Below are 19,954 nucleotides of genomic sequence, written 5' to 3'. Positions count from 1 at the left end.
GTACCTCTCAACGCGGGATGATGAGCGCGGCGTTGGCCTCGTCGGCGCACTGGCGCAGGGCCTTGGCCGGGGTGCTCCGGCCGAGCAGTACGGCGACGATCGCCTGTCCGAGGGCCTGGGAGATCTGCGGGTAGGCCGGGTGGACGGGGCGGACCCGGGCCGTCTCCAGGGCTTTGGTGAACACCGGGAGCCCCTCGGTGTCTTCGGCATGGGTGCGCCAGGCGGTCATGGCCTGCGTGCTCCGGCTGAGCGGCAGGCTCCCGGCGTCGACGTCCCACCGCACGTCCTGGGCGGGCCGGCTCAGCCAGCTCACGAACGTACGGGCCGCCTCCACCCGCGCCGGACCGTTGTCGAACACCGTCCAGGTGTCGGGGCCCGAGATGGTCAGCGGGCGGCCGCTGTAGCTGGGCAGGGGCACGACATGGTAGTCGATCTTCGCCTGGCGGATGTCGGGCAGCTGCCACGGCCCCGTGGCCACCATGCCCATCCGGCCGGCCAGGAAGACTTTGTACATCTGCTCGCTGCCGGGTTTCGGGTCGACGTAGACGCTCTTGTCCCGGGCGAGCCCGGCCAGCGTCTCCAGGGCCCGCACGCCCTCGTCGGCGAAGCCGATCCGCCGCCCGTCCCCGGCGACGACGTCGCCGCCCAGGTCCCACACCATCGGCCACAGCCGCCACACCGTGTCCTCGTCCCCGACGCCGGGCCAGCCGGTGCCGAAGGTGCCCCGTCCCCGGTCGGTCAGTTTCCTGGCCGTCTCGGTGAACTCGTCCCAGGTCCAGCCCGGTTCGGGCAGGGGCAGGCCGGCGGCGCGGAAGAGCTTCTTGTTGCAGACCACGGCGAGCGAGTCGAGCACCGCGGGGACGGCGCGCAGCTGTCCGTTGAGGGTGACGGCCTCGCGCGCGGGCGCCCAGTAGTCCTTCCAGGGCACGGTCCCGGAGCGGTCCATGTCGGTCAGGTCCACCACCGACGGGCTGCGCGCCACGTTGGCGAGGTCCGAGCCGAAGACGAAGGCGATGTCGGGGAAGGAGCCGGACGCGAGCGCGGCGGTGATCTTCTGCAGCATCGCGTCGGCCAGCACGCCGCCGCCGGGGTCGACCCGGATGGTGGGATGGGTGCGGTTGAACTCCTCGACCAGTCCCTTCAGGACCTCGGCGGCGCTGTCGGTCTGACCGTGCCAGAGCTCGACCGTGACCTTCCCGTCGGGTCCCACCCCGTCACTCGCGCCCGCGCCGCAGCCGGACAGCGCGGCCGTGGCGGCGGCGCCGAGCGCCAGTCCCGTACCACTGCGCAGGAGCGCACGGCGCGAGGGCCCGGCGGGGGCACCGGGATCGCCGGGATCGTGAGCGCCGGAATCGCCGGGAGTACGGGGAACGCCGGGAGTACGGGTACCGGGAAAGCGGTGGGCTGCGGCCATCTGAACCCCCAGGAGAGTGCGCGGAGCGGTCCGGGACAGATGACACGTGACACGTCTCGGCCCGGTGCGGATCGGTGTGGGTGAGGTGGTGGGGTGAAGCGGGGGCGGTCCGCGTACGGAGGGCCCGGCGCGCGGGGGTGACGCCGGCGACGCCGGATTCGTCACGGGCCGGGCCGCTCCGCGTACGGAAGGCCCGGAACCTGGTGCACCCCACCTGAACGGGGGTGCACCAGGCCGGTCATGACCGCTGGGCGGACCGACCGGATCGCGGTGGACCGCTCAACAGGTCTTGCGCACGTACGCGGGGTCTCCGAGGGGCTTGACGTCCAGGTCCCGCAGGACGATGCTCAGCCGGCCGCCGAACTCGGAGCAGCTCTTGCGCAGGTACTCCTCCTTGTACTCGATCACGATGACGTTGTTGCCGAATCCCTCGACGTAGTCACCGCACTCGTCCCACTCGCCGCACTCCTCGGCGATGGCGAAGTCGGCACCGGTCGCGTCGCGCTCGGTGGAGAAGCCGGCGGTGTTCTTCTGAGCGATCGCCAGGCCCTTCGAGTGGGCGTGGTCGGCGAGCCGCTTGATGAGGTCCTTGGCGCCGGCCTCGTTGAGCTGGCTGAACCGGTCGAAGGTGTCGAGGTTGTCGGGCTCGACCGCCTTGAAGCCCTTGCTCGCGCAGGTGTCGATCCAGCCGTTCACCTTGGCCGCGATCCGCTTCCGCTTGTCCTCGGTGCGGGTGTCCAGTACGGCTTCCTTCCAGAAGCCGTCGTAGACGACGTTGCCCTTGGAGTCGCGGAGCAGCAGGTCCTTCTCCCACTCGCCCTCCGCTCCGGGCTGGGTCTGGAAGGCGTTGACGTAGCAGATGTTGTACAGGCCCGCGGCCGGGGACGCGGTGTAGTCGCGGCTGACCACCTTCACCCCGGTCGGCGGGGTGTAGGCGCCACCGATCTGGTAGTCGAAATTGGCGCCCGCGGGCGGCAGGGTCACGGCCTGGGCCGCCGCGCCCGCGGGGCCCGCGGTGATCAGGGGGGTGACCACCGCCGTCGCCACGACAGCTGCCGCGGCGAGACATCGACGGGACCGGACACGATTGACGAGGGGCATCTGGAGCTCCAGAAGATGGGGGGTACGACCCCGCCTCGGACCATTCAGACGGTCCTGGCGACTTTGTCCGGACTTACGGCACGGGGCCGTGCTACCGGCTGGGCATACCTCTGGCGCCGGGTGCTCAACTCTGGCGTTGCATGGAGTAAAGCGATCAGGAATCACCCTGTCAACAGATCGAAGTTGAGCACATCGCGCACAAACAGAGCACATCGCTTGCTCGAACCTGACACCCAACAGCGCTACCTGCTCTGTTTCGCTCAGGGATATGCTCACAGCATGCTGAAAAATGAGCGCCACGCGCGGATACTTGAGCACGTGTCCGCGAAGGGCGGCATCGATGTCGGCGAGCTGTCCCGGCTGTTGGACGTCTCGGGAGCCACGGTCCGGCGCGACTTGCAGCATCTGAGCGGCCTGAACCTGATACGCCGCACCCACGGTGGCGCGGTCGTCGGCAATGTCGGCCTGGAGGCCCCGCTCCAGCACCGCGCCGAGCGCCGCCGCCCGGAGAAGCAGGCCATCGCGCGGGCGGCGGCCGACCTGGTGCCCGAGGGGGCGGTCGTCGGCATGACCGGCGGGAGCACCGTCACCGGGATCGCCCGGCTGCTCGCCGAGCGGGGGCCCGTGACCATCGTCACCAACGCGGTGAACATCGCCGCCGAGTTGGTGCTCCGCAAGGATGTCACCCTGGTCGTCGTCGGCGGATACGCCCGCGCCGAGAGTTATGAACTCGTCGGCCCCATCGCGGAGAAGACACTGGCCGACCACCACACCGACATCACCTTCATGGGAGTGGACGGGATCAGCGCGGCCCACGGCTGCACCACCCACGACCAGCTCGAAGCGGCGACGGACCGCGCCTTCACCGGCAGCAGCGGGCGGACCGTCGTCGTCGCCGACCATTCCAAGGTCGGGAAGGTGACCTTCGCGAAGATCTGTCCGCTCACGGACATCGACGACCTCGTCACCGACGGCGCCGCGCCGGCCGGCCAACTGGCGGGGATCACGGAGGCGGGAGTGCGGGTGACGACGGTCTGACGGGCCGGAAGGGCACGTGATGGTGGATTCAATCGATTTTTCCTCCTTTTATGGGTGAATCCCGTCCTGTTGGGCAGCATCAAGGCGAGAGCACGCACGGGGGACGGGCGCGGATGGCAGAGTGCACCGCGTCCGGCCTGCGCCGTGTGGACGACTCCGGTCGTGACCACGACCGGTACGGGGGACTCTGTGTTGCGACTGCACTTCACGAACGACGACCTGCTCAGGACCACGGTGGCTGCCGGGCCGGACCCACTGTGGGAGACCGTCCTCAGCTCCCACGTTCTTCTCACGGCCCAGGGAAAGGCCGTGTTCGACCAGTGGCGGTCGCACGCCCGGGACCGGCTGCGCCAGTTGCCACGCGAACACGGCCGACTGCTCCGGACATTGGCCCCGCCCCGGGGCTCCTTCCCCGACTTCCTGAATCCGCCCGAGGCCGCGGACGGGCTGGCGCCGGGGATCGACGCGGTGCTGTCGACGCCGCGCGAGCGGCTGCACGAGGAGATCCGCGCACTCCAGGGGGTGCCCTCCTGGCTGCGTCCCCTGGCGGACGGGGAGCCGGAGGCGCTGCGCACGCTGGGCCGGGCGCTGGAGCAGTACTTCCAGGCGGCGCTGGCGCCCTACTGGGCGGCGGTACGAGCGCAGGCGGAGGCGGACAGGGCGGTGCGGGCACGGGCGCTGCTCACCGGGGGATGCGAGGCGCTGCTGTCGACCCTGGGTCCCTCGATGCGCTGGCGCCGGCCGGTGCTGGAGGTCGACTACCCCTACGACCGGGACGTGCGGCTGGCGGGCCGCGGACTGCGGCTGGTGCCGTCGGTGTTCTGCTGGCGGGTGCCGATCACCCTGTGCGACCCGGCCCTCCCGCCGGTGCTGGTCTACCCCGTCACCCGCAGCCTCCTGTGGTGGGCGCCGCAGGCCGAGCAGCCGGAACAACGAGCCCTGGGCAATCTGATAGGGCGGGGCCGGGCCGCCGCCCTGCGAGCCGCGGAAGGCGGGTGCACGACAAGCGAGTTGGCCCGGCGCATGGGCGTGACCCTGGCGACGGCGAGCGAGCACGCGCGGACCCTGCGCGAGTCGGGCCTCGTCGTCTCACGCAGGGAGCGCAATACGGTGCTGCACGTGCTGACCCCGCTCGGCACGGGCCTGCTGGCCGCGAACGCCGCCCGGCCGCAGCACGTCTGACCGGTGAGTGGCCCGAATACCACACCGGCTCGGCCCGCAGCGGCCTTCCCGTGGTGCGCTTCCCGTGGGTGTGCCTCCCGTGGTGTGCCTCCCGTGGATGTGCTCAGCGCGGCTCCGCGTTCCCCCGCCCGGAACGGCCCACGGCGGCTCTCATCGGTCACACGTCCCAGGTGACCGGGAGGCTCTTCACCCCGTAGATGTCCGCGGTCTCCGGGCGCAGGGCAACCGCTTCGGGCGGTACGGCCAGGCGCAGCGTGGGGAAGCGGCCGAGCAGCGCGGGGAACGCGACCCGCATCTCGACGCGGGCCAGCTGCTGGCCCAGGCACTGGTGGATGCCGTGGCCGAAGGCCACGTGCCCGCCGTCCTGCCGGCGAAGGTCGAGCACATGGGGATCGGTGAAGCGCTCCGGGTCGCGGTTGGCGGTGTTGTACGAAAGGATCACCGGCGATCCGGCCCTGATGATCTGGCCGCCCACCTCGACATCCTCCAGCGCCGTCCTCATGAACGTCTTGGCGACACTGAGGTACCGCAGCAGTTCCTCCACGGCCCGGTCGGCGAGCGCGGGATCAGCGCGCAGCGCGGCCAGTTGCTCCGGGTTGCGCAGCAGGGCGAAAGTGCCGAGGGCCAGCATGTTCGCGGTGGTGTCGAGCCCGGCCGCCAGCAGGATCAGGGCGATCCCCTTCAGCTCCTCATCGGTCAGATCGCTGTCGGTGAGGTCGCTGAGCACGTCGTCGGTGGGGTCCGCGCGTTTGGCGGCCACCAGCTCCGCGAGGTAGTCCTGGGTCGCGGTATAGGCCGCGATCAGGTCCTCGTCGCTCGTCTCCCCGTTCATGAACGAGTCGACCTGCTCCTGGAAGGACCCCCGGTCCTGGTACGGGACCCCCAGCAGCTCACAGATCATGATGGCGGGAACGGGCTTGGCGAACGCGGTCACCAGGTCCGCCGGCGGCCCGGTCTTCTCCATGGCGTCCAGGTGGTCGGTGGTGATCCGCTCGACGCGCTCGGTGAGCAGTCGCATCCGCCGCACGGTGAACTTGCCCATCAGCGGTTTCCGATAGCGGCTGTGCCGGGGCTCGTCCATGAGGAGGAACTCGCCGGGCGGCGCCGGAGGGACCTCGAAGTCTCCGTAGTCGATGGTCGGGTGGCGCATGAGCTCCTTGCGTGAGCTGAACCGCTGGTCGGCCAGGACCGCCCTGACCAGGTCGTACCCGGTGATCAGCCAGCCGGGCCTTCCGCCGGGGAAGGCGTAGCGACTGATGGGGCCGTGCCGACGGGCGTCGAGCAGCTCTGCCGGCGGGTCGAAGGGGCAGCCGGGCCGACGCGCCGTCGGCATCGTCGTGACGGTGTGCGGGGATGCGCCCATGGCCATTCCTCATCTCGCGATAGTACGCGTTTTACGACGCTCGAAAGCTACGTTGCGTTCAGAACGGCTGTCAATCGGAAGAATAACTACTCCCCAGGTAAATGCCGGAAAATTGATGCAATGACGCTGAAGCCGAACGCAATGAAGCGTTGCAATGAATGACGGCGAAGGCAATACTGGGCTCCATGCCAGCAGGACCGCCGGCGCATCACGGCCGCACTCGCCGAGAGATAGCGGCCGTCGCCGTCGGCCAGGGCGATCAGGGCGCGACGGGCGTCGCCGTCCAGGGGCAGTTGGCGGCCGGTGAGCTGCTCGGCGCGGTCGAGCAGCGTGGACAGCGCGGCTTCGTCGAGACGTTTGAGGACGAGGACCTGGGTGCGGGAGAGCAGGGCCCCGTTGAGTTCGAAGCTCGGGTTCTCCGTGGTGGCACCGATCAGGGTGACCGTGCCGTCCTCGACGTAGGGCAGGAAGCTGTCCCGCTGGGCGCGGTTGAAGCGGTGGATCTCGTCGACGAACAGCAGGGTGCCCTGGCCGATGCCACGTCGGCCGCGGGCGGCGACGAAGACCTTCCGCAGATCGGCCACGCCGGAGAAGGTGGCCGATACCGGTTCGAAGGCCAGGTTGCTGCCGTGCGCGAGGAGCCGGGCGATGGTCGTTTTGCCGACGCCGGGCGGGCCCCACAGGATGGCGGAGCCGAGGCGCCGCTGGGCGACCATGCGGCCCAGCGGGGCGTCCGGGGCCAGGATGTGGTCCTGTCCGACGACGTCTTCCAGCTGTGTGGGGCGCGGGCGGTCGGCGAGTGGCCGGGTGGGCTCCTCGTCGAAGAGCGGCAGGGTCGCTTCGGTCGGTTCCATCGGTCTCTCGGGTGGTGGGAGGCGGAGATGTGCGGATGCGGCGGGCCTCGCCCGGGGCGGCGACGGGCGAGGGGTCAGTCGCGCGCGGGGCTCATCGGGCCCCGCCCCGTCGCGTCCCGGCAGTTCCCTCGACGACCAGGTCGTAGGAATGCTCGACCGCGTCGGTGACCAGTCGCTTGGTGATGCCCGGGCCGGGGCCGAGCGAGATCCAGTGCCGTTTGTCGAGGTAACGGCCCGGTGTGATCGTGGCGTGGGCGTGTACGTGCGCACGGGCGAGTTCAGGTTCGCACTTGACCGTGATGATCTGCTCGTCCGGGGCGTCGGTGACGATCAGGAAGACCTTGCCCGCGACCTTGTACACGTCGAGTGAAGAGGTGAAGGGGTACCCGTGGCTGACGCCCTGGAGGGCGAGGGCCGTCTGGCGGGCGGTGCCCTGGAGCCGGTCGCCGGCCGCGCTCACCGGGCCCCCCGACTGCTGTTGCCGTTGCCGTAGGTGTGCGGGTCGACGGGCCGCTCGGCCCTGGGCAGGTGGGCGACGACGAGCAGGTAGGAGTCGGTGACGAGTTCCTCGACGAGGTTCTTGTCGACGCCTTCCCCGCCCTCCAGCGTGATCCAGTGCTTCTTGTTCATGTGGTAGCCGGGGGTGATGTGGCTGTTCTGTTCCCGCAGGGCGCGGGCCTCGCCGGGGTCCGCCTTGAGGATCACGACGGGCCGTCCGGGGACCTCGGTCATCAGCATGAACACCTTGCCGCGTACCTTGAAGACCTCCCATTCGTCGCCGAAGGGATGCTCCAGCGCTGTTCCGGGAAGTCCCTCCGCGCAGTCGGTGGCGGTCTTGTGCAGGGTCGATCCGTTCATGGCTGTCGCCTTTCTTTGGGGTGGTGACGGGCTGGGGCGTCGAAGGACGTGCGGGGTGGGCTGCGCGGGCGCGGCGGCACGTTCCATCCTTTCCCTGAAGCGGACAAAAAGGGTGGTAGGTTGCGGACACGTGATGGTCGACAAGCGACACCCCGGACAGGGCGGGCAGGCCGGACCGGCCGTGGTTCCGCTGTACGGTTTCCAGCCCCCGGTCGGTACTCCCTACGGCCTTGAGGTGAGTACCGTCGAGGACTTCTTCGCCCAGCACGACGACTGGCCGTGGAACCCGCCCCGGCCGGGCCGCGCCACCTTCCATTACCTCATCGCGGTCACCGAGGGTGAGCTGCTGCACGACGTCGACCACGTCACGCGGACGGTCGGGCCGGGCCAGTGGCTGTGGGTGCGTCCCGGGCACGCGCAGTGCTGGCATCCGCCCGGCGACGCCCGCGGCCCGTTCATCCTGTTCGAGCCGGACGTGCTGCGCGCCGACACGGCCCGTCTGCTGGCCCTGCTCACCGCGCACGACGCCCCCGCCGTGCTGACCCCGCACGCCGATGACGCCGCCTGGCTCCAGCAGACAGCCCTCCAGCTCCTGGACGAACACCGTGCTCTCGGGCGCCGCCCCCTCGACGCACACCACGCCCTGCGGCGCAGCCTGCTCGAATCACTGCTGCTGCGCCTCGCCAACTCCCCCGACATCACCCCTGCCGACACGACATCTGGCACCGGCCGTGGTGACATGTACGGACGGTTCCTGGGCTTCCTGGAGCTGCACTTCCGTGAACTGCACCGGGCCGCGGACTACGCCGAGCTGCTCGGCTGCTCGGTCCGCACCCTCAGCCGCGCCGCCCGCGACGCCACCGGCAAGGGCGTACGCGAGCTCATCGACGAACGGCGCCTGCTCGAAGCCCGGCGCCTGCTGGGACCTGCCGGGTGGGACGCACGTGCCGTGGCGGCCCACCTCGGGTTCAGCGACCCCGCGAACTTCGGCCGCTTCTTTCGCGGGCGCACCGGGCTCACCCCGGCCGCGTTCGCGGACCGCGAGGCCGCGGCGGCTCTGTGAACGCTCCGGGCACATGCCCCGGTTCACGCGCCGACCGGTGCGGCGAGGAAGTCATTCTGCTTCACCCAGGCCGGCGCCGCGATGACGTCCTGGAGGCCGAGGTTGCCGGCCTCGGCGAGCCGCCCGCCGTACTGCGACAGTGAAACCGCGCCCAGGGCGCCGAGCCGGTAGTTGATCGACACGCTCACCACGCGCCCGGACGCGGCGAGACCGGAGGCGTTCGAGGTGATCTGCGTGTTCGCGCCGTACTCGAATCCGCCCCCGTAGATGTACACCGCCACCGGGAGCGCGTCCCCGGCCGGCTGCTCCGGGGCCCACACGTTCAGGTTCAGGCAGTCCTCGCCCGTCCCGCTGTCCGCTTCCAGCCAGTCGCCACTGTTCCGGCCGGCCTGCGGGGCTGAACGGGAGCGACGCCCTTGCGGTCGTAGGGGCGCTCCGGTTCGAAGTCCGCGAGCACCGGGCGGCGATACCGCTCGGCCTCGGGGCCTGCTCGGGGCACGCTCGAGGACGACGCGCGGCCGGCTTTCAGACGACGAGGACGCGGCGCCCGCGCGTGTGACCGGCATGGCTGTCGATATGCGCCGCCGCGGCCTCGGCGAGCGTGTACGACTTCTCGACCGGGATGTGGAGTTTTCCCCGCGAAATGAGGTCGACGGCCTCGCCGAGCGCCTCCGGCACGCTCCCGGCCACGCCGGAGAACCGGACACCGAACTCCGGCGCGCCGAGATCGGCGATGGAGATCACCTTCCGCGGATCCCCGGTCAGCTCGACGAGTTCGCGGATCACGCCGGAGCCGGCCAGATCGAGAGCCGCGTCGACATGGCCGAGCCGCCGCACCCGCTCGACCCAGCCCTCGCCGTACGTCGTGGCGACGGCGCCCAGGCTCCGCAGATATTCCTGGTTCGCGGCCCCGGCCGTGCCGATCACCGTGATGCCGCGGTCGCGGGCGATCTGCAGCACCGCCGATCCGACTCCCCCGGACGCACCGCTGACCAGCAGCGTCTGCCCGGACCGCACACCGACCTCGCGGATGACGCGCAGCGCGGTCTCCACCACCGAGGGGTACCCCGCCGCCTCTTCGAACGTCAGACCTTCGGGCATACGGGCCCAGGCCGACAGCACGGCGAACTCGGCATAGGTGGCCGAGCCCTCGCCGAACACGTGGTCGCCGGCCTCGACTCCTTCGACACCTTCGCCGACCTCGTCCACCACCCCGGAGGCGTCCTGCCCGACTCCGGAGGGCAACTCGACCGGATGGGCCCCCAGGATCTGGCCTTCACGGATCCTCCAGTCGACGGGGTTCACGCCCGCCGCCCGTACCGCGATGCGTATCTGACCCGGGCCCGCGTGGGGCTCCTCGGCGTCCACGAGTCGCAGCACGTCCGGCCCGCCGAACTCGGTAAAACTCACCTTTTTCATGCGGCCGAACGTACCACTAACGGTTAGCTTTTCAAAACGGTTTCACTCTTGCATCTGATAGCGTCAGGACATGACCGCGCCGCCCGGACGCCGTGAACGCAAGAAGGCCGCGACCCGCCAGAAGATCGCCGACACCGCGCTGCGGCTCTTCCTGGAACGCGGGTACGACGCGGTGGGGATCCGTGACGTGGCCGCCGAGGCCGACGTGGCCGTCACCACCGTCTTCTCCCACTTCGCCTCCAAAGAGGCCCTGGTGTTCGAGCAGGACGAAAACTTCGAACAACGCCTCACGCGGGCGGTCACCGACCGGGCGCGGGAGGAGCCGCTCATCCCCGCGCTGCGCCGCGAGATCCAGGCCCTGGTGCGACATTGCACGGCGGACAGCGCCGCCCCGATCTGGCGCATGATCGACGAATCGCCCGCCCTGCGGAAGTACGAGGAGTCGATGAGGCTGCGCCACGCCGAGTCGCTGGCAACGGCCATCGCCGCCGATCCCGACCTGGCACAGACCACAACGGCCTGCCGGACGATCGCGAGGTTCGCGATCGACGGCTATTCACTGGCCCGGGAGGCGGCCGATCCGGAGACCGCGCTCGACGAGATCTTCCGGATGATCGAGGCGGCCTGGGCCGCCGCCCGCCGCCCCGAAGACGTCGCCGGCACCGCCCGACCGTAGACCGCGGTCAGGACACTGGAGCCCTGAACGACGGCGACGGCACGCCCTCATCACCCGGCTGTTCCCCTTGCTGCCCCACCCGACGGACGAGGCGGACAAGACCTGAGCGGTTTTGGGTCACCGCGGCACGAGGAGCGTCTCGGCATCGCACCATCCAGCAGGAGTTCGACCCGGTGCCGGAACGGGCCGTGCCGAGAACGTCTTCCTGGGCCGCCGACAGAGCCACTTCGGTCCGGCGGACCGGAAGCGGGTGGAGGCGGTCGGGACGGGCACGCTGTACGCGTCCCCGGCCCAGCGGCCCAGGGGAACTGAGAAACTGCGGAACTGGGCAGCTGTCAAGGTGGTGACCTCGGAGAGCGCCGGAGCACTCTCCTGACGCCTCGTCAGGCCCAGGCGAAGCATTTCCCTCCTCCTGACGGAAAGAGACAGCGATGTACGACTACGACCTGCTGGTCGTGGGCTCGGCCAATGCCGACCTGGTGATCGGCGTCGAACGGCGCCCCGGCCCGGGCGAGACCGTGCTCGGTTCGGACCTGTCCGTGCACCCGGGCGGCAAGGGCGCCAACCAGGCGGTGGCAGCCGCTCGCCTCGGCGCCCGTACGTCGCTGCTGGCCAGGCTCGGCGACGACGCGCACGGGCGGCTGCTGCGCGATGCCCAGGAGGCCGCCGGTGTGGACACCTCCTGGGTGCGGTCGGGTGGCGCGCCCACCGGCGTCGCCCTGATCACCGTCGACCCCTCGGGGGACAACAGCATCGTGGTCTCCCCCGGCGCCAACGGACGGCTGTCCCCGGCGGACGTACGGGAGTCGACGGCGCTGCTGGCGTCCGCGCCGGTGGTCTCGGCACAACTGGAGATCCCCCTGGAGACGGTCGCCGAGGTGGTACGGCTGCTGCCCTCCGGCACGCGCTTCGTCCTCAACGCCTCTCCCCCGGCGCGCCTGCCCGCCGAGGTTCTGGCGGCCTGCGACCCGCTGATCGTCAACGAGCACGAGGCGCGAGTGGTGAGCGAACACGCCTCGGCAACGCCGCTGGACGACGACCCCGCGAGTTGGGCGAAGGCGCTCCTCGCGCTCGGCCCCCGCTCGGTGGTCGTCACCCTGGGCGGGCATGGGGCGCTGGTGGCGGACGGCGGTGGGGCGGCGCCGGTGCCGGCGGTGCCCGTGCGCGCGGTGGACACGACCGGGGCCGGCGACGCGTTCACGGCGGCGCTGGCGTGGCGGCTCGGAACAGGTGACACGCTGTCGGACGCCGCCGCGTACGCGGTCCGGGTGGGTGCCGCGGCGGTCACGAAACGGGGAGCGCAGGCGTCGTTCCCGACGGCTCAGGAGGTGGCGTCGCTCGACGCCGCCCGAGCCCGGCCCGCCGATCGGACCGGCTAGACCGATCGAACCGACCGGACCGGCCGGGACGGTCCCGTGCGGGACCGTCCCGGGGCCGAGGAACGACGGCCTCCCGATGGATTGACGATCTGACGTGCCCATGCAATGGTCCGCATGGGAGCGCTCCCAACCCCCCACTCCGCGAAAGGGGCTCTTCCCATGCCCATGCCATTCGTCCCCCCGCGCCCCGGCCGGACGTCCTCCCGCCGGGCCCGCCCCACCGCGCGTGCCGCCTCCGCCGTGCTGTCCGCGGCCTTACTCGTGGCGGTCGTCGCGACCGCCCCCTCCGCCGCGGCGCCGGCCCACTCCCGAACCGTCCCGGCCGCCGGGCCCGTCGCCGCCGAGCCCACCGCCGTACGCGCCAATCAGCTCGGCTATCTCCCGGACGGCCCCAAGCGGGCCACGGTGGTCACCACCTCCACGGCGCCGTTCGGCTGGCAGCTGCGGAACGCCGCCGGAGCCGTGGTCGCCTCCGGCACCACCACCCGTCCCGTCACCGACGCGGCCTCGAAGGATGCCACGCAGCTCGCCGACTTCTCCTCGTACACCGGCACCGGCAGGGGCTTCACCCTGGTCGTCGGCGGCCGGAGCAGTCATCCCTTCGACATCGACGCGGGGCTGTACGAGGGCCTGCGCTCGGACGCCATGGCGTTCTTCTACCAGCAGCGCAGCGGTATCCCCATCGAGGCGTCGCTGGCGGGCGCGGCCTACGCCCGCCCCGCCGGGCACCTCGGAGTGGCGCCCAACAAGGGCGACACGAACGTCCCCTGCCAGGCAGGCGTCTGCGACTACCGCCGTGACGTGCGGGGCGGCTGGTACGACGCCGGCGACCACGGCAAGTACGTCGTCAACGGCGGCCTCTCCACCTGGCTGCTGGTCAACTCCTTCGAACGCGCGAAGCGCGCCGGTACGGACGGCGCCCTCGGCGACTCCACCCTGCGCGTTCCCGAGCGCGGCAACGGGGTCCCCGACGTGCTGGACGAGGCACGCTGGGAGCTGGACTTCCTGCTGCGGATGCAGGTACCGCAGGGCAGGCCGCTGGCGGGCATGGCGTTCCACAAGATGCACGACGCGCAGTGGACCGCCCTGCCCACCCGGCCCGAGCGCGACGACCAGCCGCGCGAACTGCACCGGCCCTCGACCGCGGCCACCCTCAACCTGGCGGCCACCGCAGCCCAGTGCGCCCGGGTCTACGCCCCGTACGACGGCGCGTTCGCCGCACGCTGCCTGGACGCGGCCCGGCGCGCCTGGACCGCGGCGAAGGCGAACCCCGATCTGCTGGCCCCGGACTCCGACGGCACCGGCGGCGGGGCGTACGGCGACGCCACGGTCAGCGACGAGTTCTACTGGGCCGCCGCGGAGCTGTACACGACGACCGGCGAGACGGTCTACCGGGACGCCGTCACCTCCTCCCCCTGGCACACCTCGGCCGGCGCCTTCACGGACGGCGGGTTCGGCTGGGCCGACACGGCCGCCCTCGGCCGGCTCACCCTGGCCGGCGCCAGGACCGGGCTGCCCGCCGCCGACACCGCCCGCCTGCGCGCGTCGGTGACCTCGGCGGCCGACCGCCATCTGGCCGTCATGTCAGGGCAGGGCTACGCGGTTCCGATCCCGGCCTCCACGTACGTATGGGGGTCGAACGGCCAGGTGGGCAACAACGCGGTCGTGCTGGCGACCGCGTACGCCCTGACCGGCAGCCGCTCCTACCGTGACGGGGCGATCGAGACCCTCGACTACCTGCTCGGCCGCAACACGCTCGGCCAGTCCTACATCAGCGGCTACGGCGAGCAGCCGTCCCGCAACCAGCACCACCGCTTCTGGGCCCACCAGGCCGACGCCTCGCTCCCCAACCCGCCCGCGGGCTCCCTGGCCGGCGGCCCGAACGCGGGCCTTCAGGACCCGGTCGCGCAGGAACGCCTGCCGGGCTGCGCGCCCGCCGCGTGCTACATCGACGACATCGGCTCGTACTCGACCAACGAGGTGGCGATCAACTGGAACGCCCCGCTGGCCTGGCTCGCCCAGTTCGCCGCCGAGTGAGACGCCCCGGGCCGCCCGCCCCCGGCCGGAGGTGGCGGGCGGCACCCCCGGCCGACGGCCCCCAGCCGACGGCCCCTGACCTGGCGGGCCTGACCTGGCGTCCCGCACCGGCCTTCCGTCCGGGTGGCGCCGCACCCGACGGCCTCTGATCGCCGCCGACCCCGGCTTCCGGGACCGGTTCCGGCGGGAGATCGAACTGACTCGGCGCGCGGGCGGCTTCTGGTCGGTGCCGATCGTCGACTCCGACGCGGACGCGACCGTCCCCTGGGTCGCCTGCCAGTACCTCGACGGCCCGTCGCTCGCGGAACGGGTGACGGAAAGGGGTCCGTTGAGCGCGAGTGAGGCGCGGCGGCTCGGTGCCGGGCTGGCCGAGGCGCTGGCCACGTTCCACCAGGGCGGGCTGGTGCACCGCGACCTCAAGCCGTCCAACGTCCTGCTTCTCGACGACGGTCCGAGGGTCATCGACTTCGGCATCGGCAAGGCCCTCGGCACCACCGGGGAGACCCAGCTGACCACGGTCGGAACGATCATGGGCACACCGGGCTTCATGTCGCCCGAACAGGCCGTGGGCGAGCCTGCGGGCCCGCCGTCGGACGTCTTCTCGCTCGGTTGTCTGCTCGTGTACGCGGCGACCGGGCAGGGGGCGTTCGGTGCCGGAGCCGCCCACACGCTGCTGGTGTCCGACGCCCGCGCGGCGTCCGCGGCGGGGGGCGGGGTCCGTCACCCACCGCCGGGGCACACTCACCGTCCCCTGGCAGGACGTCGCCCACCTCACCTTCGCCCGGGGCCCACGCCGCAGCACGCTCTGTGTGAGGGCGGTGCTCCGGCGGGAGACGAGCGTGCGCGTCCCCGCCGCGATGGCGCGCGGGAACTCCGCCGCCGGGAGCGCCCTGGAATACGACCTCCATTCGCTGGGCAGGGCGGAGGCCGCCACGCGCGCCGCCGGACTCCACACCGCGCTTCTCCGTCACGCGGGAGACCGCTACCGGCCGTCCGCCGACCTGGGCTGACGCGGGCGTGAGCCGACCCGGTACCGAGCCGGTGCGGCCGGCCGGTCCGTCGAACAACGCGCACGACGCGCACGGCTCGAACGACGACGTTCCTCGGCCCGCGAAGCGCGGCATCATGGTCTGTAGGGGGAGGTCAGGGCGCTCCCGGAAGGCGGGACGGACCATGAGATTGCCGCACCCGTACCAGCATCCGAGGCCACGTCCGCACCACCGCGCGGGACGACTGGGGAAGCTGTCGCCGTACGGGCGTCGGGCCAATCCGCTCCTGCGGCTCTCCGACTGGCTGCGGATCTGGGTGGACCTGTTGATCGCCGCCGCTCTGGTGATCGGCGTACCGGCCGCGGGGTGGGCCGCCGGGGCGGCGACGTACGACCACTACCAGGCTGTGGCCCGGAGCCGGAGCGCGGACCGGCACCAGGTGACAGCGGTCCTCACCGGCGACGCCGGTGGGTCCGCCCCGATCGCCGGGCCGGGCGTCGCGCTCGCCGGCGCACCGGTCCGCTGGACGGCGGCGGACGGCACGCACCACGGTACGGCCGCGGTCGCGGCGGGGCTGCGGAAGGGCCGGCAGGTACGGATCTGGGTGGACGACAGGACGGAGAAGGTCGTGACGCCACCGTCGAGCCCCGGGCCGGCCGTGACGCTGTTCTCGGGCGTGGCCACGGGAGTGACGGCCGCCGGCGGGGCGGTCGGGCTCGCCGCCTGTGTCCGCGCCGCCGTCCGCCGGTCGCTGGACCACCGGGACTGCGCGCGGTGGGAGAAGGAGTGGGCGCGGGTCGAACCCCACTGGACACACCGCGCCTGACGCCGGCCGCCACACTGCCGCCGAGCCCGGCGCCGGGCCCCGTCACCGGCCTGCCGCCGAGCCCGGCGCCGGGCCCCGTCACCGGCCGCGGAGGCCGCTGACCGCCGGGCCCGGGTCGCCGGTCATCTGAGGGCGGTGTCGGCGGGCCCCGCGAGCTGCACGATGTCGTCGGAGGCGACGTCGTGCAGGCGGATGGCGAGGTCCTCCAGGGCCCGGCTGGCGGCGAGCTCGTCGCCGATCTCGGGAACCGTACGGTCGACGGGGTTGCGGCGCGCGACGCCCCTGCCCACGACGTGGGACGTCTCCCCGGTGTTCAGGACGGCACGGGCCCGCGTCTCGTCGCCGTCCTCCGTGATGTCGATCTGCGCGTTCCACTGCTTGGACTGCATGACTGCCTCCCCAAAAGGGACGCTCTTCAGGGACTCTCTTCTCATCCTTCCACTTTTCCGCCGGCCCGGACGGGCTCCGGAACGCGGGCCGGTCAGACCGAGCGGTCGTACCGGATCTCCCCGCGGTCCACCGTGCCGGACGGGGGCAGGTGGTCCAGGAACCAGCCACGGGCCAGTTCCCCCACCGCCTCGATCGCCCCGGGCTCCTCGAACAGGTGGGTGGCCCCGGGGACCAGCGCCAGCCGGTGCTCGCAGCGCAGCCGCTCGGCCGCCGACCGGTTCAGCTCCACGACCTGGAGGTCGGCGCTGCCCACGACGAGCAGGGTGGGCGCGCGGACGGCGGCCAGGTGCTCTCCCGCGAGATCGGGCCGGCCGCCCCGGCTGACCACGGCCGCGATCTCCGCGGCCGGCCCCGCGGCGGCCGTGAGCGCGGCCGCCGCGCCGGTACTGGCACCGAAGTAGCAGACCGGGACCGGGTGCTCGCGGCGGAGCCACGCGGTGGCCCGGCCCAGCCGCTCGGCCAGCAGCCGGATGTCGAAGACGTTGCCGCGGTCGAACGCCTCGTCGGGGGTCAGCAGGTCGAACAGCAGGGTGCCGAGACCGGCCCGGTTCAGCTCCGTGGCCACCGCCTGGTTGCGCGGGCTGTGCCGGCTGCTGCCGCTGCCGTGGGCGAAGACCACGACGCCCGGCGCCCCGTACGGCAGGACCAGGTGTCCGGGGAGGCCGACCCATCCGGCGCCGATGGTGACATCCGTGTCGACGGCGGGCGGGTCACGGCGCGCGCCGTGACCCACGGTCCGCGCGTTCTCGGCCAGCAGCTGGGCGACCTCCGCGTCATCGGTCTGCGAGAAGTCGTCGTACCACTGTCCGACCGAGCCCAGCCGGTCGGGCGAGGACAGGCAGACCAGCGCGTCGGTCTCCCGGTCCAGGGCGGCCAGCGCCTCGGGCGGTGCCACCGGCACGGCCAGCACCACCCGGTCCGCGCCCCGCGCCCGCGCCACCTGGCAGGCGGCGGACGCGGTGGAACCGGTGGCGATCCCGTCGTCCACGATCAGCGCCGTCCGGCCGACGAGTTCCACTGCGGGGCGCTCGCCCCGGTAGTGCTCGAGGCGCCGTTCCAGCGCGGCCCGCTCCGCCCGCTCCACCGCGGTGCGCTCGCGGGCGCCTACGCGGGCGGCCATGACCACGCTCTCGTTCAGGATGCTGACGCCGCCCTCGCCGATGGCGCCGAATCCGAGTTCCGGCCGGGCCGGCACGCCGAGTTTGCGGACCACGATCACGTCCAGGGGCGCGTCGAGGGCCCGGGCCACCTCGTAGGCCACCGGTACGCCGCCGCGCGGCAGTCCCAGGACGACGGGATCGTCGAGGCGCAGCCGCCTCACTTCGTCGGCGAGCCGCCTCCCGGCGGCGGTGCGGTCGGAGAAACGCATGCCCGCCTCCTCTCCCGAGGCCGAGCTGTCGGGCTTCCTCTTCCAGTCCACCTCGAAAACGCGCGGAGCGTAAGAGGCGGAGGGCAAGAGGTGGAATGACCTATTCCGGCGGTTCCCGGCCCGATGCCACCGGCGCCGGGCCGACGTCGCCGTTCACCGGTCGCACGGAGGGAAGGGGCGATGCCCCACGCGAGGGGCGTACGGCGCGGGCGGGGCGGCGTACCGGCCGCGCGGGGGCGGTCAGGACGGCGAGGCAGCCGACGACGAGAGCGACTCCGGCCCAGCCCAGCGCGGGCAGGCGCTCCCCGACGACCACGACGGCGAGGACGGCGGCGACGGCGGGTTCCAGGAGCGACAGCGTCGTCGCGGTGGTCGCGGTCACCCGCGCCAGCCCCCAGCCGAACAGGACGTATCCCGCGAACATGGGCACCAGGGCCATGTACGCGCCGACGGCGGCATGGGACCAGGACGCCAGCAGCGGTGCGCCGGTGACCACCAGGACCGGCAGGAGCAGCAGGCCGCCCAGCCCGAAGACCGCGCCCATCGCGGCGCGGGACGCCGTACCCCCGCTGATGAGACGGTGCGCCGCCCAGGAGTAGACCGCGTAGGTGACACCGGCGACCAGGCCGAGGCCCACCCCGAGGACGGTCGCCGCGCCGGACCCGGACCCCGCGCCCGGGTGCGCCCGGGCGGCCTCGGCGGCGCACAGCAGGACGACGCCGAGCAGGCCGAGCCCGGCACCGGCGGCCCAACGGCCCGTCAGCCGACGGCGGTCCACGAGGCGTTCGACCAGCGCGGCGGCCGGCGGGGCGGAGCCGATCGACACGACCGTCCCCACCGCGACCCCGGCCAGCCGCATGGAGGTGTAGAACGCGAGGGGGTAGACCGCCACCGCCACCGCGCCGAGCAGGACGAGGCCGCGCCGCGCGCGCAGGGCGGCCCGGTCGCGCGCGATCGGCCGGGCGGCGGTGACGGCCTGGAGCAGTCCGCCCAGCCCCATCGCCACGGCCCCGATCGCGAGCGGGCCGACGGCCGGGGCGAAGGTGGCCGCGGTGCCGGTGGTGCCCCACAGCACCGAGGCCGCGAGCACGCACACGGCGCCCGCTCCGCCGCCGCGCGACGGGCCCGTCCCCGCCCCGGTCACCGGGTCCCGGCCCAGGCGTCCACCACGGAGGCGGCCAGCGCCCGCGCCCGCCGCAGGCGGGACCCGTCCCCCTCGAGACCGGCCCGAGCCACCGCTCCTTCCAGCAGGAACGACAGGTGCTCCGCGATCGCGCCGGTCTCGGCGCGCCGGTCGGGCCGCAGGTCGCGCAGGTGGCCGGCGAGCAGTTCCTCGACCTCTTCCTTGTGGCGGCGCACCGCGTCCCGCCCCGGGTCGCCGGCCGGCAGTTCGGCGGCCGCGTTGAGCAGCCCGCAGCCCCGGAAGCCGTGCTCGTACGCGAGCGCCGCGTGGTCGGCGTACGCGTCGAAGACGGCGAGCACCCTCGCGCGGGGGCCGTCGGCCCGGTCCAGCCGTCGCCGGTACAGTTCCAGCCACTCGTCGTGCCTTTCCTCGAGGTAGGCCCTGACGAGTTCGGCCTTCGAGGAGAAGTTGTTGTAGAGGCTCATCTTCGCGACGCCGGCCTCGGCGGTGATCGTGTCGATCCCCGTGGCCGTCACCCCGTCCGCGTAGAAACGGCGTGCCGCGGCGGCGAGCAGCCGCGCACGCGCGCCGCCCCGCCGGGTCGGCTGCGCGGGTGCCGCACCGGTCTCCGTCATGACCCTCCTGTCCCGTGCGTCCGTCCTGCCCCGTACGTCCGTGTCCGGCCCTCCGCCTCCGCGCCATACTAGGTAGACCGGTCTGTCCCGACAACCTCGCTGTTCCCTGACGGCACGGTCCCGGTCATGGAAGCGCCGCGCCGGACGCACGCCCCCGTCGGGCGCCGACGTCTCCCTT

The 19,954-nt window shown here is 72.5% G+C and carries 20 protein-coding genes and 1 pseudogene; 9 read left to right on the top strand and 12 right to left on the bottom strand.

The window, feature by feature from the left end; translation table 11 throughout:
• Positions 1 to 7: 7 nt before the first annotated feature.
• On the bottom strand, positions 8 to 1,414 hold the full coding sequence (locus IG02_RS0107705; protein ID WP_078854281.1) for an ABC transporter substrate-binding protein: 1,407 nt from the start codon (positions 1,412 to 1,414) through the stop codon (positions 8 to 10).
• Positions 1,415 to 1,693: 279 nt separating this feature from the next.
• Complete coding sequence (locus tag IG02_RS0107700) at positions 1,694 to 2,515, bottom strand: endo alpha-1,4 polygalactosaminidase (RefSeq protein WP_030743425.1); 822 nt, start codon at positions 2,513 to 2,515, stop codon at positions 1,694 to 1,696.
• Between the two features lie 279 nt (positions 2,516 to 2,794).
• Here IG02_RS0107700 and IG02_RS0107695 point away from each other — a divergent pair, with 279 nt between their 5' ends.
• Together IG02_RS0107695 and IG02_RS0107690 are read left to right on the top strand one after the other, a co-directional pair.
• Positions 2,795 to 3,553 (top strand): DeoR/GlpR family DNA-binding transcription regulator, encoded by a 759-nt coding sequence (locus IG02_RS0107695; RefSeq protein WP_037802522.1) that lies wholly within the window; start codon positions 2,795 to 2,797, stop codon positions 3,551 to 3,553.
• Between the two features lie 162 nt (positions 3,554 to 3,715).
• On the top strand, positions 3,716 to 4,735 hold the full coding sequence (locus IG02_RS0107690) for a DUF5937 family protein (RefSeq protein ID WP_234314652.1): 1,020 nt from the start codon (positions 3,716 to 3,718) through the stop codon (positions 4,733 to 4,735).
• 157 nt (positions 4,736 to 4,892) lie between these two features.
• Here IG02_RS0107690 and IG02_RS0107685 read toward each other — a convergent pair whose 3' ends face one another.
• The 4 genes from IG02_RS0107685 to IG02_RS0107670 all read right to left on the bottom strand — a co-directional run bounded on the left by IG02_RS0107685 (position 4,893) and on the right by IG02_RS0107670 (position 7,810).
• A complete protein-coding gene (locus tag IG02_RS0107685; RefSeq protein WP_030743418.1) occupies positions 4,893 to 6,098 on the bottom strand; it encodes a cytochrome P450 in 1,206 nt (401 codons plus the stop codon).
• 86 nt (positions 6,099 to 6,184) lie between these two features.
• Entirely contained in the window at positions 6,185 to 6,952 is a 768-nt protein-coding gene (locus IG02_RS0107680) for an AAA family ATPase (protein ID WP_234314651.1), read from the bottom strand.
• Positions 6,953 to 7,043: 91 nt separating this feature from the next.
• Entirely contained in the window at positions 7,044 to 7,412 is a 369-nt protein-coding gene (locus IG02_RS0107675; RefSeq protein WP_030743411.1) for an MmcQ/YjbR family DNA-binding protein, read from the bottom strand.
• Positions 7,409 to 7,810: an MmcQ/YjbR family DNA-binding protein gene (locus tag IG02_RS0107670; protein WP_030743407.1), complete on the bottom strand. Its 402-nt coding sequence runs from the start codon at positions 7,808 to 7,810 to the stop codon at positions 7,409 to 7,411. Before IG02_RS0107670 ends, IG02_RS0107675 begins: the two co-directional genes overlap by 4 nt.
• A 130-nt stretch (positions 7,811 to 7,940) precedes the next feature.
• Between IG02_RS0107670 and IG02_RS0107665 the strand changes: the two genes are divergently transcribed.
• A complete protein-coding gene (locus IG02_RS0107665) occupies positions 7,941 to 8,873 on the top strand; it encodes a helix-turn-helix domain-containing protein (protein ID WP_037802521.1) in 933 nt (310 codons plus the stop codon).
• Positions 8,874 to 8,896: 23 nt separating this feature from the next.
• Here the strand turns inward: IG02_RS0107665 and IG02_RS42640 are convergent, their stop codons facing one another.
• Positions 8,897 to 9,439, bottom strand: a complete 543-nt coding sequence (locus IG02_RS42640; RefSeq protein ID WP_234314650.1) for a carboxylesterase family protein — start codon at positions 9,437 to 9,439, stop codon at positions 8,897 to 8,899.
• The gene (locus IG02_RS0107655) at positions 9,399 to 10,292 is read right to left on the bottom strand and encodes an NADP-dependent oxidoreductase (protein ID WP_030743399.1); all 894 of its coding nucleotides are present in this window, start codon (positions 10,290 to 10,292) and stop codon (positions 9,399 to 9,401) included. The genes IG02_RS42640 and IG02_RS0107655 overlap by 41 nt, the downstream gene beginning before the upstream one ends.
• A gap of 70 nt (positions 10,293 to 10,362) precedes the next feature.
• On the opposite strand from IG02_RS0107655, the gene IG02_RS0107650 reads away from it, so the two are divergent.
• The 6 genes and pseudogenes from IG02_RS0107650 to IG02_RS0107630 all read left to right on the top strand — a co-directional run bounded on the left by IG02_RS0107650 (position 10,363) and on the right by IG02_RS0107630 (position 16,199).
• Positions 10,363 to 10,968, top strand: coding sequence for a TetR/AcrR family transcriptional regulator (locus IG02_RS0107650; RefSeq protein WP_030743396.1), 606 nt, complete (start codon positions 10,363 to 10,365; stop codon positions 10,966 to 10,968).
• Between the two features lie 431 nt (positions 10,969 to 11,399).
• Positions 11,400 to 12,347 carry a ribokinase gene (locus tag IG02_RS0107645; RefSeq protein WP_051764649.1) on the top strand — a complete coding sequence of 316 codons (948 nt, stop codon included), beginning with the start codon at positions 11,400 to 11,402 and terminating at the stop codon, positions 12,345 to 12,347.
• A gap of 159 nt (positions 12,348 to 12,506) precedes the next feature.
• Positions 12,507 to 14,384: a glycoside hydrolase family 9 protein gene (locus tag IG02_RS0107640; protein ID WP_030743391.1), complete on the top strand. Its 1,878-nt coding sequence runs from the start codon at positions 12,507 to 12,509 to the stop codon at positions 14,382 to 14,384.
• Positions 14,385 to 14,478: 94 nt separating this feature from the next.
• Positions 14,479 to 15,033: pseudogene (locus tag IG02_RS42635) on the top strand (serine/threonine-protein kinase); the annotation flags it as partial.
• A gap of 190 nt (positions 15,034 to 15,223) precedes the next feature.
• Positions 15,224 to 15,394 carry a hypothetical protein gene (locus IG02_RS42630; protein ID WP_234314668.1) on the top strand — a complete coding sequence of 57 codons (171 nt, stop codon included), beginning with the start codon at positions 15,224 to 15,226 and terminating at the stop codon, positions 15,392 to 15,394.
• Positions 15,395 to 15,557: 163 nt separating this feature from the next.
• Entirely contained in the window at positions 15,558 to 16,199 is a 642-nt protein-coding gene (locus IG02_RS0107630; RefSeq protein ID WP_158712258.1) for a hypothetical protein, read from the top strand.
• Between the two features lie 122 nt (positions 16,200 to 16,321).
• Here the strand turns inward: IG02_RS0107630 and IG02_RS0107625 are convergent, their stop codons facing one another.
• From IG02_RS0107625 to IG02_RS0107610, 4 genes are all read right to left on the bottom strand, one after another.
• Entirely contained in the window at positions 16,322 to 16,588 is a 267-nt protein-coding gene (locus IG02_RS0107625; RefSeq protein ID WP_037802520.1) for a DUF1876 domain-containing protein, read from the bottom strand.
• 92 nt (positions 16,589 to 16,680) lie between these two features.
• Entirely contained in the window at positions 16,681 to 18,018 is a 1,338-nt protein-coding gene (locus IG02_RS0107620) for a phosphoribosyltransferase (protein WP_030743382.1), read from the bottom strand.
• A 100-nt stretch (positions 18,019 to 18,118) separates the two neighbouring features.
• Positions 18,119 to 19,108, bottom strand: a complete 990-nt coding sequence (locus IG02_RS0107615) for a DMT family transporter (protein WP_078854306.1) — start codon at positions 19,106 to 19,108, stop codon at positions 18,119 to 18,121.
• A 50-nt stretch (positions 19,109 to 19,158) separates the two neighbouring features.
• The gene (locus tag IG02_RS0107610) at positions 19,159 to 19,776 is read right to left on the bottom strand and encodes a TetR/AcrR family transcriptional regulator (RefSeq protein WP_030743379.1); all 618 of its coding nucleotides are present in this window, start codon (positions 19,774 to 19,776) and stop codon (positions 19,159 to 19,161) included.
• Positions 19,777 to 19,954: the final 178 nt, after the last annotated feature.

Origin of the sequence: Streptomyces sp. NRRL F-5135 (assembly GCF_000719775.1) — a bacterium.
GTDB classification, from domain to species: domain Bacteria; phylum Actinomycetota; class Actinomycetes; order Streptomycetales; family Streptomycetaceae; genus Streptomyces; species Streptomyces hebeiensis.
This window is presented reverse-complemented; position numbering and strand designations above follow the sequence as displayed.

Bases quoted from the DNA above. Each gene is read 5' to 3' on its own strand.
- IG02_RS0107705 (WP_078854281.1), bottom strand. From the start codon at position 1,414: ATGGCCGCAGCCCACCGCTTTCCCGGTACCCGTACTCCCGGCGTTCCC.
- IG02_RS0107700 (WP_030743425.1), bottom strand. From the start codon at position 2,515: ATGCCCCTCGTCAATCGTGTCCGGTCCCGTCGATGTCTCGCCGCGGCA.
- IG02_RS0107695 (WP_037802522.1), top strand. From the start codon at position 2,795: ATGCTGAAAAATGAGCGCCACGCGCGGATACTTGAGCACGTGTCCGCG.
- IG02_RS0107685 (WP_030743418.1), bottom strand. From the start codon at position 6,098: ATGGGCGCATCCCCGCACACCGTCACGACGATGCCGACGGCGCGTCGG.
- IG02_RS0107680 (WP_234314651.1), bottom strand. From the start codon at position 6,952: ATGGAACCGACCGAAGCGACCCTGCCGCTCTTCGACGAGGAGCCCACC.
- IG02_RS0107670 (WP_030743407.1), bottom strand. From the start codon at position 7,810: ATGAACGGATCGACCCTGCACAAGACCGCCACCGACTGCGCGGAGGGA.
- IG02_RS42640 (WP_234314650.1), bottom strand. From the start codon at position 9,439: ATGCCGGTCACACGCGCGGGCGCCGCGTCCTCGTCGTCTGAAAGCCGG.
- IG02_RS0107655 (WP_030743399.1), bottom strand. From the start codon at position 10,292: ATGAAAAAGGTGAGTTTTACCGAGTTCGGCGGGCCGGACGTGCTGCGA.
- IG02_RS0107650 (WP_030743396.1), top strand. From the start codon at position 10,363: ATGACCGCGCCGCCCGGACGCCGTGAACGCAAGAAGGCCGCGACCCGC.
- IG02_RS0107645 (WP_051764649.1), top strand. From the start codon at position 11,400: ATGTACGACTACGACCTGCTGGTCGTGGGCTCGGCCAATGCCGACCTG.
- IG02_RS0107640 (WP_030743391.1), top strand. From the start codon at position 12,507: ATGCCCATGCCATTCGTCCCCCCGCGCCCCGGCCGGACGTCCTCCCGC.
- IG02_RS0107630 (WP_158712258.1), top strand. From the start codon at position 15,558: ATGAGATTGCCGCACCCGTACCAGCATCCGAGGCCACGTCCGCACCAC.
- IG02_RS0107625 (WP_037802520.1), bottom strand. From the start codon at position 16,588: ATGCAGTCCAAGCAGTGGAACGCGCAGATCGACATCACGGAGGACGGC.
- IG02_RS0107620 (WP_030743382.1), bottom strand. From the start codon at position 18,018: ATGCGTTTCTCCGACCGCACCGCCGCCGGGAGGCGGCTCGCCGACGAA.
- IG02_RS0107610 (WP_030743379.1), bottom strand. From the start codon at position 19,776: ATGACGGAGACCGGTGCGGCACCCGCGCAGCCGACCCGGCGGGGCGGC.